Below are 13,682 nucleotides of genomic sequence, written 5' to 3' on the forward strand. Positions count from 1 at the left end.
CGCGGTGACGGTGGCGGCACGCTCAGTGATGGTCAGCCGGGAGGAGTCCGCCCATGCCGCGGGGGGAGATCGACGAGGCCTGGATCGAGGAGGCGGTGCGGCGCTACCGGCGCATCGAGACCCTGCAGGCCGAGTTCGACCAGGCGGTCGACACGGTCGAGGTCACGGTCCGCTCGCCCGACGGGCTCGTCGAGGTGGTGGTGACCGCCGGTGGGCGGATCACCGACGTCCGCTTCCTCGCCGCGCTGCACCAGCGCAACCCCCGGGACGTCGCCGGCTCGGTGCGGGCCGCGGTCACCGCCGCCGCCGACGCGGCCCAGTGGGCCCGGGAGAAGCTGCACAACGAGACCTTCGCGGCGTACCGGCCGCTGGCGGGAGCCTGACATGGAGACGCTGCGCGCCCTGGCCGCCCGCCTCGACGAGGCCAGCGCCACCCTCGCCACCCTTTCCCGCACGGTGACCGCCACCGACCCGCCGCACCCCGCCTTCGGCGCGCACGCCGAGGGCCGCCCCGGTGAGATCGGCCGCGCCCTGCACCGGCAGTGGACCGCCGCCACCGGCGACCGGGCCCGGGAGGCCCACGCCGCCGCGACCCGGCTGGCCGCCGCCGCGTCCGCCCTGCGCGACGCCGCCGACCGGTATTCGAGCACCGACGACGCCGTCCGTCGCCGGTTCGTCCGGGAGGCGTGATGGACGCCCTGGACCGCCTCGCCGAGCCGGGCCTCGACCTGCTCGCCCGGGTCGACACGCTGCTCGCCGCCGGCGCGCCCGAGGGGCACCGGCTCTGGCCGCTGCTGCGCCGCATGCAGGTGCTCCCCGGCGCGGCGGTGCGCGAGTTCCTCGACCTGCATCCGGCGCCGCTGGCCGACGCCGGCCACGCCGTGCGCCGGCTGACCCGGGGGTACGACGACGCCTGCACCCTGCTCGCCGATCCGGTCGCCTGGTCCGGGCCGGCCGCCTCGGCGTACGACGAGGCCCGCACCACCCTGCTCCGCCACCTCGACGAGGGGCCGGAGAGCCTGGTGGGGCGCCTGGAGTCGACCGCCGGATACGCCGACGCGCTGGCCGACTGGGTGGAGGGGAGCCGGCTCGCCCTGGCCCGGGCGCTGGCCGACGTGCTGCGCTCGGCCGAGGCGGTCACCGTGTGCGCGGCGACCGCGGCGGGCCGCGACGATCGTGCCGGGGCGCTCGCGGCGGCGGAGATCGCCACCCGGGTGCTGGCCGTGCTCGGCGTGGCCTACGACGGCGCGGAGACGCTGCTGCGCCAGTGGGCGCCGAGCTTGGCGGAGACGACGTGGCGGGATCGGCCGGCCGGCGTCAGGGCGGCCAACTCGACCATGCGGATCGGCTAGCAGGGCTTCCGTGCGCCGCCGGCCACGCAGACACGCCACGGCGTCGCCGGCAACTGTCAGCCGGCGACGCCGTGGTCATCCCCTGCACCCCCCGCAGGTCTGCCTCCACTCAACGCGGTGTGCCGTCGTTTGTCGTCCGGCTGGGCGATGTTTCAGCCGTCCGGGCGAGGATCTTCGGCACGAGGGGGTGGGGGTGGTTCGGTCGAGTCGACAGTCATGGATCGCTGCGCCGGGTGACCGGGCGGCGACCGGGGGGCCGGGCCGGAACCGCGCCGGGGTCGTAGGGTGAAGGGCATGGGCATGCTCTGCGCGGTCAGTTTCAACCGGTACGGGCGCCTCTACTACCTCGACCCGGGCGAGTTGCGCCCACAGGTGGGCGACAAGGTGCTGGTGCCCACCGACGAGGGACCAGAGGTGGCCGAGTGCGTCTGGGCCGCGCAGTGGGTGGACGAGGACACCGCCGGGTTCCCTCGGCTGGCCGGGCTGGCCCAGGAGGAGGATCTGCGCCGCGACGAGCTGCTACGCCGGCGCAAGGCCGACGCCAAGGTCGCCGCCAAGCGGCTGATCCGCGAGCACGGGCTGCCGATGAAGGTGGTGGCCGTCGACCACGTCTTCGCCACACCGGAGAACGGCAGCGACCGCACCACGATCTACTTCACCGCGCCGCACCGGGTCGACTTCCGCTCGCTCGTCCGCGACCTGGGGGCCACCCTGCACTGTCGGGTGGAGCTGCGGCAGCTCTCGGCCCGCGACTCGGCGCGGGTGCAGGGCGGGATCGGCTCCTGCGGCCGGGACCTGTGCTGCGCCACCTTCCTGAACGACTTCGAGCCGGTGACCATCCGGATGGCCAAGGACCAGGACCTGCCGCTCAACCCGCTGCGCATCTCCGGCGCGTGCGGCCGACTGATGTGCTGCCTCAAGTACGAGCACCCGCTCTACCAGCGGTTCCAGGAGTCCGCCCCGGCGATCGGCAGCCGGGTGTCCACGCCGGAGGGCGAGGGCAAGGTCGTGGGCCACAGCGTCCCCCGCGACTCGGTCACGGTACGCCTGGACGCCGACGGCACCCGCTGCTCGTGCAGCCGGGCCTCCGTCTGCGCCCCCCGCCAGGCCCACGACCAGCACTACAACTCCTGACCGGCCCGCCCCCTGGCTGCCGGGCGCCCCGGCAGCCGCTGCGGTGACGCAATCTCCTTGATCCCCATCGCTGGGCGGTCAGCGGAGGACGATGGGGGTTCGGCCAGGCGGGGGGCCAGCGGCTGCCGGGGGACCAGCCAGGAGGCGGTGGGCGACTGGTCGGGGTTGAGCTGCCAGGCGTGGGAGACCCGGTCCAGCGCGATCGGATAGATCGTCAGCGTGCCGTCCGGGTCGATGCGGATCCGGAGGAACGCCTTCGAGTCCTCGATGCCCTGCCCGGCGAAAAGCTCGTTGACGTTCACCCCGAACGCCCCGGCCACCAGCAGATAGAGCGCCACGAGCTGGCTGGCGACCAGGCCGATCACCGGCCCGTACAGCACCGCTGCGGCGGCCAACGGCAGCGGCCACGGCCAGTCGTAGAAGGGCAGCTTCAGCCAGAGCCAGGCGCCCGCGGCGGCGAGCGCGACGTGGGCCAGCCCGTGCGAGACACCGAGGATCCAATGCCGGACATGCCGTTTCCCCTCGGCGGTGGGGGGTTTCGCGAAGAACGCCGCGCTCAGCATGGTCACCAGGAACATGATCACCAGCGGCACGCTCAACAGCCGCTGCTCGGTGGCGCCCACCCGGTTCGCCGTCACCGCGGCCATGGCCAGCATCAGCAACGTGTGCAGGGTGCCCAGCAGGGTGGCGAACCCCGGATTGCGGAACGGCAGGCGGGCGAAGATCCCCCAGCCGTAGCGCCGCGAGCGGGCCTTCTCCGGGAAACGGGCCGCCAGGTCGTACTCGCGGGTGCGGCTGGCGCGGCGGGACAGCGTGTCGCGCGGTGGCACCTCCAGCCGCTCGGGCAGCGTGTGCGTGGGGTAGAGGTAGGCGCCGCCGCCCCCGCAGGTGATGAGCTGCCGCTCCGGGCCGGTGTAGCGGGCGTAGTGGTGCAGGTCGCCGGAGACCAGCAGCCGCACCTGCGCCCCGGTCGGGGCGATTATCGTACGGATGAAGTAGTCGATCGAGTCGTACGCGGTGGGATGGTCGGCGGCCTTGACCCAGGTCGGCGCCGGCACCGCCAGGATCACCTTCGACCGCGGGGTGAGCTTACGGGCCACCTCGTCGAAGTAGGCGAGCTGCGGGTCGTCCAGGTAGGACCCGGACTGGTCGTCGAGGCCGAGCAGCCACCAGCCGGCCGGCAGCTCCGTCGCGAAGTACGACCGGGACTGGCCGGTGCCCCAGCCGGCGAAGTTCCGGTCCCGGGACCGGACGAACAGCCGCAGGAAGGCGGTCAGGCCGTCGTACCAGTCGTGGTTGCCGGGGACCGCGAAGATCGTCGGCCGTTCGGGCGGCGCCACCGGCAGCGCGGCCTGGTAAGGCCCCTTGCACCGGTCCTCGTACGCCTCGTAGGCCGCCGACGGGTAGACCTGGTCGCCCCCCATCACCAGGGTCTGCGCCCGGGGCAGCCGGTGCCCGTCGACCGTCAGCTCCGGCTGGGCGAGCAGGTACGCCACCGAGTACGTCGCGTCGAAGCCGTCGCCCAGGTCGGCCACGTAGTCCAGCCACAGCCCGCCGTCCGGCCCGACCTGCCGGAACGTCCCGTCGCCGAACGCGTTCTGCAACTCCCGCTTGTCCAGGTACGCGCCGAACAGCATCGCCAGCAGGGTACGCAGCCCGGTGCTGATCAACAGCAGTGGCGCGAGCCAGGGGACCGGTTTGCGCGGGGTGAAGCCCAGTTCCAACGGGTCCAGGCTGCGCGGCCGGCGGTTGGCCCGCTCGCCGGGGTGCGCCTCGGGGATCGGCTGCTGCGGCGGTGCGTGATCGTCGCTCACCCGCCGCAGGGTAGTCGTGCCCGAACGCCGACGCTCTCCCGCGAACGTACCGAATCCGCCTCGATGTCCGGATCCCGGAGCCTGCCGGGGGATCCCCTTCGGTTCGCGGCGAGATGTGCCGTACACTTGGCGATCGTTGCCGCCTTAGCTCAGTCGGCTAGAGCGACGCACTCGTAATGCGTAGGTCGACGGTTCGATTCCGTCAGGCGGCTCGGTGCAGAAGCCCAGGTCAACGGCCTGGGCTTCGCCGTTTCCCAAGGTCGACAACGCCGCCACTCGCAGGCTGAGTCCTTAGATAGTCCTTGTCCCGCGCCGCGACCGCCTCATCAAGGCGGCCCGCAAGCGGGCTGCGCCGGCCCGGCCCCGGCCTGCTGGCGACCTCCGGCCGGCATCGGCCGGGCCGGCCGGCCACGCTGCGGATGATAAGTCTCGAAGATCTCGGGGCTCCGCCCCGAACCCCGGCCCTCCTCAGAGATCGACCGGGGGCGCTGGCTTCCTGGCAGTACCGCTAAGTCAGCCGGGACCCTTCCGGGCAGTCCCGATCGCCGGTGAGCTGGATGAAGACGGAAGGCCCTCTGTCCATCGCCATCCATGCGATGTCCTGGCCCGCGTCGAGGCTGTCCAGCGCGTTGCCCCAGGCCTGCAACTTCGAGGCGCTCAGGATCAGGCTGGTGCGGCCACTCACAAAGGGAGTCTCAACGACGATCTCTCCAGCAAGTCCGGCCGACCATGTCGGTTCCGGGCCAAGGACCTTGATGCGGACGCTGTTCCCCTCGTCGTCGGCGAGAACGACAAGATCCATCGGAGCGACGTCGGCCACTGCTCTCCCTCGGACGGGTACCTGGCAATCCTCGCCCGCCCACGCCGCCTGCGCCACTGTATGGCAGTAGTCGCCGGCCCTTTGCCCGGAACCGGCCAGTCCGGCTCAGGCTGATCCCGCTCCCGCTCCCGCTTGGTACGCTTCGCGCTCCGGCGAGGAGGCGGGTAGATGCCCCTGAACGGGCTGTTCGACAACTTCGTCACGGCCGTCGGGGACCAGCTCGCCGGGTACGGCTTCGAGCGCGGAGAGGACGGGCCCGTCTTCCGCCTGTTCTCACCCGAGGGCGACGCGCTCATCATCGAGGTGCAGATCTCAGATCATTCCAGCCGGTCGGAGAAGGTCTTCTACATCAACGTCGCCCTGGTGCTCGCGCCGAAGTGGGCATGGGACCGGCAGCGAACCGGACGGCCGGATTCGGAGCTACCCCGGCACCACAACGGCATGTGGCGGAGGCGGCTGGGTTCTTCCGGCCTGTGGGGCGACGACCAGTGGCGCATCGCCGACGACGGCACCGCAGCCGAGGTGTCCGACCGGGTGCGACGGCACCTGGAAGCGATCGTGCCGCAGCTCCTGCCCCTGCTCGATCGCGCCGTCGTGCTCGACGGGACTCCGGACATCCTCGGCCCGGGAGGCTGGCTGCTGCGTGCTTGGCTGCTCGCGGAACAGGGCCCGACCAGGGAGCTGAAACACCTGCTGTTCGCGGAGAGACCGGCGCACACCCACAACTCAGTCCCGGTCAGAACCGTGTGGAACTATGCGAACAGCAGGGCGGCGGCTGAGGTGTCTCGGCGCAGGTACGATGGCGACGGCCCATCGCGCAACTAGCGGATCGGAACACGGCCATGATGACCGGGACCCCTGGCACCGCCCTGGCGCCGATCCTCGTTCTGCTCGTGGTGCTCGCCCTCGACGCGTGGGTCTACTCGGACGCCAGGAAGCGGCTGCGGCGCGGTGATCCGGTCTCGGTCTCCGTCGGGTCGGTCCGGGTCGAGACGCCGGAGGCGTGGTTCCTGGGCTGTCTGATCTTGTGGGTGGTGTTCTTCCCGCTCTACCTGGTCGCCTCGGGGCGGAACCCCTTCGCCCACGGCAGCCGTTGACCGACCACGAAAAGACCCCGTGACCAGGCGGGCTGCCAGGGTCACGGGGTCTTTTCGTGGCGCGGCCGGGCCGCCTCGGGTCAGCTGAAGGCCAGGCCCGTGACGTGCGGCAGCCAGTAGCCGAGGTACGCCCCGGCGGTCACCTGGTAGGAGAGCTTCCCGTTGACCCAGGCGGTGGAGCCCAGCGGCGCCATCGACGTCTTGGAGAAGGTCAGCGTCTTCGTGCCGGTGATCTTTCCGGTGCTGTCGTACGCGTAGCCCGTGTAGGTGCCCGGCTGGAAGCCCAGCACCCGGGTCGGGTTGTAGGTGTGCTCGACCGCCTTGCCGAGCAGTTCCCGGGCCCCGCCCGTCTCCAGCACGAGATAGCCGGCGAGCGCCCCGTTGGTGATGCGGTAGTAGTAGTTCCGCCCGTAGACGCGGATTCGCTGGTCGGCGTGCGCGATCGACGTCGACGACAGGGTGAGTGACTTCGACCCGGTGATGTTGCCCGAGCTGTCGAAGGTGTAGCCGGTGTGGGTGCCGGCGAAGAACTGCACCGTTCCGTCCACGTCCGGGGCGGGGTAGTCGGAGCGCAGCAGATACGCGTCCGTGGCGAACTCCGGCGCCCAGGTCATCTCGTACAGCTTGAGCGACTGTTCGGTGTGGATGCCGTGGTACTTGAGGTGCGGCGTCGGGCAGCCGATGGAGTAGTTGCTGGCCCAGCGCAGGTTGCGGATCGGGTCGGGCAGGTAGCGACGGACGGTGGTGGCGGCGCCGTCGAGGACGTCGGCGGCCCGCTGGTCACTGGTGCCGGCCCAGTAGTCGTACAACCCGTACAGGGCGAAGATGTGGCCGTTCATCACCCGCTCGCCCCGAACGCTGGCCGATTCGGGGTACTCCTCCAGCCACAGGTGGCCGGCGGTGTCGACCCACACCGCCCAGGGCAGGGCCGGGTCCGGGGGCAGGGTGAACGCGGCGAAGGTGTTGTCGGCGGCCTCCCGCCACTTCGCGTCCCCGGTGACCTGCCAGAGGCGCGTGAACAGGGACAGCAACACGCCTTCGGCCATGCCGCTGTACCAGGGGGCCTGGAGGAGGGGCCGGCCCGCGCAGCGGTTGAGGTCGAAGTCGTACGGGTAGAACCACGCCCCCCGGGACTCCACCCTGCGGTCGATGTTGCGCTGCGCGTTGGCGATCGCCCGGTCCAGGTAGACCTGCTGGCCCGTGTTCAGGTAGGCGGTCACGTTCGACAGCCCCCACTGGCCCTGCGCGACCGGGTGGTCCCAGGTCTTCCCGTTGAAGGAGAACATGCGTACGCCCTGGGCGTCGTGGAGCCCCTTGTCGACCAGCGGCGCCGGGTCGTCGCGGTAGGGCAGGGCCGCGTCGTCCAGTTTGTGGAAGGTGTAGCCGTCGCGCTGGTAGGCGGGCAGCCCGGCGGCGGTGGCCCGGGCCGTCGCCTGCTGCTTCTTCGCCTTGGCCACGTCCCGGCTGGGGCTGCGCGGGGTGCTGCCGTCGGGCGGCAGGTCACCGCTGGTGACGGAGACGTTGGACGACCGGTCCGGGCCCGACGGCTGGGCGTGGGCGGGCGCGGCGGTGAGGGTGAGGGTGGCGGCGGCGACGGCCGCGGTCAGGCCGCGACCCACCGTGGTCAGGTTCATCGAGATCCCCCGTTCGATTCCGAACGTGGATCCTAGCGGCATTCACCTATCCGTCGACGCCCCCGTCGGCGCGCCGGCCCGGCTCAGGAGTAGATGCTCTGCACGTAGTCCGGGCCGTAGTGGCGTTCGAGGTCCGCGAGGCTCTCCACCGGGGCCTCCACCTCCTTGACCAACCGGGCCCGGGTCGGCAGGACCTCCGGACGCCAGGTCTCCGGCTGCCACAGCTCCGACCGGAGGAACGCCTTCGCGCAGTGGTAGAAGATCTGCTCGATGGACACCTCGACGGCCAGCACCGGCCGGTGCCCCCGGACCATCATGTCGTCGAAGTACGGGGCGTCGCGGACCAGCCGGGCCCGACCGTTGATGCGCAGCGTGTCGGTGCGGCCGGGAATCAGATAGATCAGCCCGACGTGCGGGTTGGCCAGGATGTTGCGGTAGCCGTCGGCCCGCCGGTTGCCGGGCCGCTCCGGGATCGCGATGGTCGCCTCGTCCAGCACCTGCGTGAAGCCGGGCGGGTCGCCCTTCGGCGAGACGTCGCAGCTCCCGTCCGCGCCGGCCGTGGCGACCAGGCAGAACGGCGACGCGGCCAGCCACTCCCGATCGCGCGCGTGCAGCACCGTGCGCTCCTTGTCGAGCGACCGGCGGTTGGGCGTGCCGAGCAGCTCGCGCAGTTCCTCCGGTGAGGTGATCTCCGTCGTCACGACTTCCTCCCCCGTCCGTTGACGTTGCTGGGGATTCCGGCCCGCGACCGGCCGGCGTCCGCCATCGTCAGCCTAGGTGAGCGCGTCGAACGCGAGGTTTGCCCCCGGGAGCGGCGGGTACGGCCAAGCCGCAGCGCGCTCGGACGCGACCGATGGAGGCCGGATGGAGAGCCGACTGAAGGTGCTGGGTCACCCGCTGCACCCGATGCTGGTGATGTTCCCGGTGGCGCTCCTGATCACCGCGGTGATCTTCGATGTGGTCGACGCCGCCGGTGGGCCGAACTACCTGGCCGAGGCCGCGTACTGGAACATCGCGGTCGGCCTGATCGGCGGCCTGCTGGCCGCGGCGGCCGGCTCGGTCGACCTGTTCGCCCTCCCCGCCGGCACCCGCGCCAAACGGGTCGGGCTCACCCACGCCGCCGCGAACCTCGCGGTGATCCTGCTCTTCGCCGCGGTCTGGGTGGTTCGGCTGAACGCCGACTCCCGGGCCGCCGGGGGAGCCCTGATCGCCATCGAGGTGGTCGCCGTGGCGATTCTCGGAATCGGCGCCTGGCTCGGCGGCGAGCTGGTGGACCGGCTGGGCGTGGGCGTCGACCAGGAGGCCGACCTGAACGCCCCAAGCTCGCTGCGACCCTCCTCGGCGCCCCAGCGGATCGGAGACGTGCGATGACCGAACAGAGCGGCGGCCGGGGCTGGCGCGGCCGGTACCAGGGCTGGGACCCGATGGGCGAGCTGCAGTCCCTGCGGTCCGAGCTGAGCCGGCTGGTCGGTGGCCGGTCCGGCCCGCCGGAGGTCGAGGTGGGTGAGGTCGCCGACGGCTGGGAGGTGGTCGTTCGGCTGCCCGGCGTGGCGCCCGAGGAGGTGGCCGTCGAGCTGGACGACCGGGAACTGTGCGTACGGGCCCGCTCGGAGGCCGAGGTGAACGCCGACCAGGGCATCCCGGGCGGCCTGCAGACGCGGGGTTTCGAGTATCGGGTGGACCTGCCGTCCAGGGTGGACCCGGACCGGATCGACGCGGTCATGGACCACGGCCTGCTGCGGGTACGGCTGCCCCGGGCGTCCCGGCCCGCGCCGCGCACCATCACCGTCGGCCGCGCCGGCCCCCACGCCGCCACCGGGGGTACGCGGATCCTGGCCGACCCGGCCGCCGACCGGGAGCTGCACCACCCGGACACCACGCTCGACGAGATCGATCGGCCGTAGTGGTCGCGTGACCAGCCCGTCCGTGCTCGGCCCGGTCGGCGAGCGGGTGCCCGACGTCGAGCGGATCGCCGTGCTGCGGGCGAACGCGCTCGGCGACTTCATCTTCATCCTGCCCGCGCTGGCGGCGCTGCGGGCCGCGTACCCCGGGGCGGAGATCGTGCTGCTCGGCGCGCCGTGGCACGCGGCGCTCTGGCGCGACCGCCCCGGCCCGGTGGACCGGGTGCTGGTGGTGCCCGCCGCGCCCGGCATCCGCGACGCCGGCCCGGGTGAGCCGCCGGCGGAGCTGGCGGACTTCCTGGCGGCGGCCCGCGCGGAGCGTTTCGACCTGGCACTGCAGCTGCACGGCGGCGGGGCCAACTCCAACCCGCTGGTCGCCGGTCTGGGCGCGCGGGTCACCGCCGGTCTGCGGGCCGAGGACGCGCCGCCGCTGGACCGCTGGATCCGGTACGTCTACTACCAGCACGAGGTGATCCGCTACCTGGAGGTGGTGGCCCTGGTCGGGGCGGCGGCGACCACGATCCTGCCGGCCCTGGCCGTCACCGAGGCCGACCGGGCCGAGGCCCGCGAGGTGCTCGGCGAGCCGACCCGCCGCCGCGTGGCGCTGCACCCGGGGGCGACCGACACCCGGCGGCGGTGGCCGCCCGAGCGCTTCGGCGACGTCGCCCGCGCGCTGGTCGGCGACGGGTACGAGGTGCTGGTCACCGGCACCCCCGCCGAGCGGGAGACGGTCGACGCGGTGGTCGCGGCGGCCGGCGTCCCGCTCCGCCCGCAGGTCGGCACGCTCAGCCTCGGCGGGCTGGCCGCCGGCTACGCGGACTGCGCGCTGGTGATCTCCAACGACACCGGGCCGCTGCACCTGGCCGGCGCGGTCGGCGCCCCGACGGTGGGGGTCTACTGGATCGGCAACCTGATCAACGGGGCGACGCCGATGCGCGCCCGGCACCGCCCGATCGCCGCCTGGACCACGCACTGCCCGGTCTGCGGCGTCGACTGCACCCCCGGGATCTACCCGCACCGGCCGGGCGACGGCGACTGCCCGCACCGGGACTCGTTCGTCGCCGACGTTCCGGTGATCGAGGTCGTCGAGGCCGCCCGCGAGCTGCTGGCGGGCTGACCGGCGAGGACGACCTCCCACGCCTCCACCTCACGTTCGGTGACGGTGGTCGGCGACTCCAGGTGGTAGGCCCCGCTGGGCAGCACGCCCGCGCCGCCGTGGCGCTCCAGCACCGCGAGCTGCGCGGCCACGTCCTCGCCCTGGTGCCGCTCCTGCAACCGCCGCCAGAACTCGAAGCCGCCGGAGTCGACCAGCTTGGCCCGGTCGTAGAGCACGCACCCGCCGATCCAGGAGACCTTGTACGCCCGCCAGGCCCCCACCGGCAGCCGCAGCTTCGCGGTGACGTGCAGCAGGTTCGCCGCCGGGTGGATGGCCGCGCGCTGCCACTGTGGGGTGCCGGGGCGGATCCGCTCGGGTACGGGTCGGCCGTGCCACTCCTCGTAGTGGACGTGCGTCTCGGGGCGTACGTCGTCGAGGTAGGAGAGGCCGTGCACCGCGTTGCCGACGAACCCGCAGCCCAGCTCCCCGATCGCGGTGACCAGCCGGGACAGCGTGCCCGGTTCCAGCCAGACGTCGTCGTCGAGACAGAGCACGTACCGGGCCGTCGACCGGTCCAGCAGGTACGCCCGGTGCTCGGCCAGCCCGCGCCGGGGCAGCCGCCGGGTGAGCAGCACCGGATGGCCCTGGTGGCGCAGCGCCCGGACCATGGTGGCCGCCGCCGGGTGGGCGTACGCGGGCTCGCCGTCGGACTGGTCGCTGACCACCACCCCGAAGTCGGGTACGCCCTCCTGGGCGGCCAGCCCGGAGAGGGTGACCGCCAGCTCCGCCGGGCGGTTACGGGTGGGGATCAGCACGTCGAGCTGCCGGGGACGGCGGAACCGCTCCGGCGTGTCGAGATCGAGCGGCCGGTTCACGTCGGGCTGCCCGTCCCCTCGCCGACCGGCGGGGCGACCGAATGCGCCCGGATCCGGTCGATGATCGCCGAGGTGGAGCGGTCCGGCACGTACCCGAGGGTGCGGACCTGCCCGCCGAGCCGGCGCACCAGCGGTGCCTCGGGCACCATCTCCGGCGGGTAGTCGCCGCCCTTGACGTACACGTCGGGGCGCACCGCCTCGATCAGCTTCGCCGGCGAGTCCTCCTCGAAGACCACCACGTGGTCGACGCACTCCAGCGCGGCGAGCAGCGCGGTCCGGTCCTCGACCGGGTTGACCGGCCGGTCCGGCCCCTTGAGCCGGCGTACGCTGCCGTCGGAGTTGACCGCCACGATCAGCAGGTCGCCGAGCGCGCGGGCCTGGGTCAGGTAGCGGACGTGCCCCGGGTGCAGCACGTCGAAGCAGCCGTTCGTGAAGACGATCGACCGGCCCGCCCGGCGGTGCTCCGCGACGAGCGCGCTCAGCTCGTCCGTGCCGACCAGCGTCGAGTGGCCGGTCTCCTCCGCCCCGGCGCCCAGCGCGTCGAGCAGGTCCTCCCGCCGGCACACACAGGTGCCGGTGTCGGAGACGGTGATGGTGGCGGCGAGCTGGGCGAGCTGGGCGGCGGTCGGCAGGCTCGCCTCCGCCGCCAGCGCCAGGGTCATCGCGGCCAGGTACGCGTCCCCCGCGCCTACCGCGTGGCTGGCCGGGACCGGGGTGCTGTGGCTGCGGCGGCGCTCGCCGTCGGCCCCGCCGACCACCGCGCCCTCGGTGTCCAGGGTCACCGCCACCACGTCCGCGCCGGTGTGCGCGTGCAACTCGGCCAGGCGGGACTCGGCCAGCACCGCCCGGTCGACGCCCTCGCCGGCCACCGCGTTGACGGTGACGCCGGTGCCGGTGACGCTGAGCCCGTCCCCGGTCAGCGCGACCCGGTCCTCGCCGGGGGTCGGTTCACCGGTCGGCCCGGTGACCGGGCCGGGCCCGTCGGTGGTCGGGGTGCCGGCGGACGCGCCGGGCCCGTCGGCGGACGGCGCGCCGGAGGTCGGGTGCGGGGTGCCCGGAGCCCGCTCGCCGGCCCCGCCCGGCGCCGCCCCGACGACCATCTCGGACGGGCCGTCGGTCGGTTCGGCCGGATCGAGGTGCAGGTCACCGGCGGTGGCGCCGCGCGCCGCCGTACGGTTCCCGCCGGCGAAGCCGGCCGCCGCGCGAGCCAGCAGCCGGGTCGCCTCGGCGAAGCTCGGGGTCACCACGGTGGGGTTGAGGCCGCGCCAGTCGGCCAGGTCGTGCGCGTCGAGCGCCACGGTGGCGTAGCGGTCCCGGTTGGCGACCAGCCAGGCGCGCAGCGCCCTCGGCAGCGCGCCCAGGCCGTAGTCGCAGACGACCAGGGTGAGTGGCTGCCCGGCGGATGCGGCCCGCAGCTCCTCGGTCGCGCAGTGCAGCGCGGTGAGCAGGCGGGCCACCCCGTCGTCGTCGAGGGCGTCGTCCGGCTCGCCGGAGTCCTCGCGGAGCAGGATCTGGTTGCCGGCGAGCATTCGTCGTTTCACCGGGGTCGGCCGGCCGTGCTGGTTGACCGTACGGTCCCAGACGCCGGCACGGTCGAGGCAGTCGTGCAGTTCGTCGCCGGCCGCGTCGGCACCGACCGGGGCCACCAGCACGGCGCGCCCGCCGAGGGCGGAGACGTTGACGGCGGTGTTCGCCGCGCCGCCGGCCGCGGAGATGCGCCGGCGCAGGGTGAGGACCGGTGCGGGGGCCTCACGGCAGAGCCGCTCGGACTCCGCGAACCGCCACTCGTCCAGCATGGCGTCGCCGACGACCAGCACGGGACGCCCCTGCCAGCTCTCCACGACGGTGGCGAGCCGGCGTTCTTCCGCTGCTCCTGCCATGTTTTCCCGGGTCCCCCGCGTCGGTCCGGCCAAACCTGCCCGCGTCGGGACGGGATTCGGCGGGCATGTTCTGCGGGAG

13 protein-coding genes, 1 tRNA gene and 2 pseudogenes are annotated in these 13,682 nt (G+C 73.3%); 10 read left to right on the top strand and 6 right to left on the bottom strand.

The features are described 5' to 3' along the window. The first annotated feature begins 53 nt into the window (after nucleotides 1–53). The 4 genes from GA0070621_RS25485 (at nucleotide 54) to GA0070621_RS25500 (ending at nucleotide 2,486) form a co-directional block, all read left to right on the top strand. Nucleotides 54–383: a YbaB/EbfC family nucleoid-associated protein gene (locus GA0070621_RS25485; RefSeq protein WP_091200492.1), complete on the top strand. Its 330-nt coding sequence runs from the start codon at nucleotides 54–56 to the stop codon at nucleotides 381–383. 1 nt (nucleotide 384) lies between these two features. Next, the gene (locus tag GA0070621_RS25490) at nucleotides 385–690 is read left to right on the top strand and encodes a hypothetical protein (protein WP_091200495.1); all 306 of its coding nucleotides are present in this window, start codon (nucleotides 385–387) and stop codon (nucleotides 688–690) included. Beyond that, the gene (locus GA0070621_RS25495; RefSeq protein ID WP_091200497.1) at nucleotides 690–1,352 is read left to right on the top strand and encodes a hypothetical protein; all 663 of its coding nucleotides are present in this window, start codon (nucleotides 690–692) and stop codon (nucleotides 1,350–1,352) included. Before GA0070621_RS25490 ends, GA0070621_RS25495 begins: the two co-directional genes overlap by 1 nt. Nucleotides 1,353–1,646: 294 nt before the next feature. After that, a complete protein-coding gene (locus GA0070621_RS25500; protein ID WP_091200500.1) occupies nucleotides 1,647–2,486 on the top strand; it encodes a PSP1 domain-containing protein in 840 nt (279 codons plus the stop codon). Nucleotides 2,487–2,578: 92 nt separating this feature from the next. On the opposite strand, the pseudogene GA0070621_RS25505 reads toward GA0070621_RS25500, so the two are convergent. Then, a pseudogene (locus GA0070621_RS25505) lies at nucleotides 2,579–4,267 on the bottom strand (metallophosphoesterase family protein); the annotation flags it as partial. Nucleotides 4,268–4,438: 171 nt separating this feature from the next. On the opposite strand from GA0070621_RS25505, the gene GA0070621_RS25510 reads away from it, so the two are divergent. Beyond that, nucleotides 4,439–4,512, top strand: a tRNA-Thr gene (locus GA0070621_RS25510). Nucleotides 4,513–4,808: 296 nt separating this feature from the next. Here GA0070621_RS25510 and GA0070621_RS25515 read toward each other — a convergent pair. Then, complete coding sequence (locus GA0070621_RS25515; RefSeq protein ID WP_091200502.1) at nucleotides 4,809–5,120, bottom strand: DUF5959 family protein; 312 nt, start codon at nucleotides 5,118–5,120, stop codon at nucleotides 4,809–4,811. A 168-nt stretch (nucleotides 5,121–5,288) separates the two neighbouring features. On the opposite strand from GA0070621_RS25515, the gene GA0070621_RS25520 reads away from it, so the two are divergent. Both GA0070621_RS25520 and GA0070621_RS25525 read left to right on the top strand, forming a co-directional pair. Continuing rightward, nucleotides 5,289–5,945, top strand: coding sequence for a DUF4304 domain-containing protein (locus GA0070621_RS25520; RefSeq protein WP_091200504.1), 657 nt, complete (start codon nucleotides 5,289–5,291; stop codon nucleotides 5,943–5,945). Nucleotides 5,946–5,962: 17 nt separating this feature from the next. Then, a complete protein-coding gene (locus tag GA0070621_RS25525; protein ID WP_091200505.1) occupies nucleotides 5,963–6,217 on the top strand; it encodes a hypothetical protein in 255 nt (84 codons plus the stop codon). Between the two features lie 80 nt (nucleotides 6,218–6,297). Here GA0070621_RS25525 and GA0070621_RS25530 read toward each other — a convergent pair whose 3' ends face one another. Both GA0070621_RS25530 and GA0070621_RS25535 read right to left on the bottom strand, forming a co-directional pair. Continuing rightward, complete coding sequence (locus GA0070621_RS25530) at nucleotides 6,298–7,851, bottom strand: D-glucuronyl C5-epimerase family protein (protein WP_157740052.1); 1,554 nt, start codon at nucleotides 7,849–7,851, stop codon at nucleotides 6,298–6,300. 83 nt (nucleotides 7,852–7,934) lie between these two features. Beyond that, nucleotides 7,935–8,552, bottom strand: a complete 618-nt coding sequence (locus GA0070621_RS25535; RefSeq protein ID WP_091200510.1) for a pyridoxamine 5'-phosphate oxidase family protein — start codon at nucleotides 8,550–8,552, stop codon at nucleotides 7,935–7,937. Between the two features lie 163 nt (nucleotides 8,553–8,715). On the opposite strand from GA0070621_RS25535, the gene GA0070621_RS25540 reads away from it, so the two are divergent. From GA0070621_RS25540 to GA0070621_RS25550, 3 genes are read left to right on the top strand one after another with little or no spacing between them, the layout of a single operon-like run. Continuing rightward, nucleotides 8,716–9,222, top strand: coding sequence for a DUF2231 domain-containing protein (locus GA0070621_RS25540; RefSeq protein WP_091200512.1), 507 nt, complete (start codon nucleotides 8,716–8,718; stop codon nucleotides 9,220–9,222). Then, nucleotides 9,219–9,755 carry an Hsp20/alpha crystallin family protein gene (locus GA0070621_RS25545; protein WP_091200514.1) on the top strand — a complete coding sequence of 179 codons (537 nt, stop codon included), beginning with the start codon at nucleotides 9,219–9,221 and terminating at the stop codon, nucleotides 9,753–9,755. Before GA0070621_RS25540 ends, GA0070621_RS25545 begins: the two co-directional genes overlap by 4 nt. Nucleotides 9,756–9,762: 7 nt before the next feature. Next, entirely contained in the window at nucleotides 9,763–10,869 is a 1,107-nt protein-coding gene (locus tag GA0070621_RS25550) for a glycosyltransferase family 9 protein (protein ID WP_091200516.1), read from the top strand. 5 nt (nucleotides 10,870–10,874) lie between these two features. Here GA0070621_RS25550 and GA0070621_RS25555 read toward each other — a convergent pair. Beyond that, a pseudogene (locus tag GA0070621_RS25555) lies at nucleotides 10,875–11,723 on the bottom strand (glycosyltransferase family A protein); the annotation flags it as partial. Next, nucleotides 11,720–13,603, bottom strand: a complete 1,884-nt coding sequence (gene rfaE2, locus GA0070621_RS25560) for a D-glycero-beta-D-manno-heptose 1-phosphate adenylyltransferase (RefSeq protein ID WP_091200518.1) — start codon at nucleotides 13,601–13,603, stop codon at nucleotides 11,720–11,722. The gene rfaE2 and the pseudogene GA0070621_RS25555, both read right to left, overlap by 4 nt. Between the last annotated feature and the right edge of the window lie 79 nt (nucleotides 13,604–13,682).

Source organism: Micromonospora narathiwatensis, assembly GCF_900089605.1.
Classification (GTDB): Bacteria; Actinomycetota; Actinomycetes; order Mycobacteriales; family Micromonosporaceae; genus Micromonospora; species Micromonospora narathiwatensis.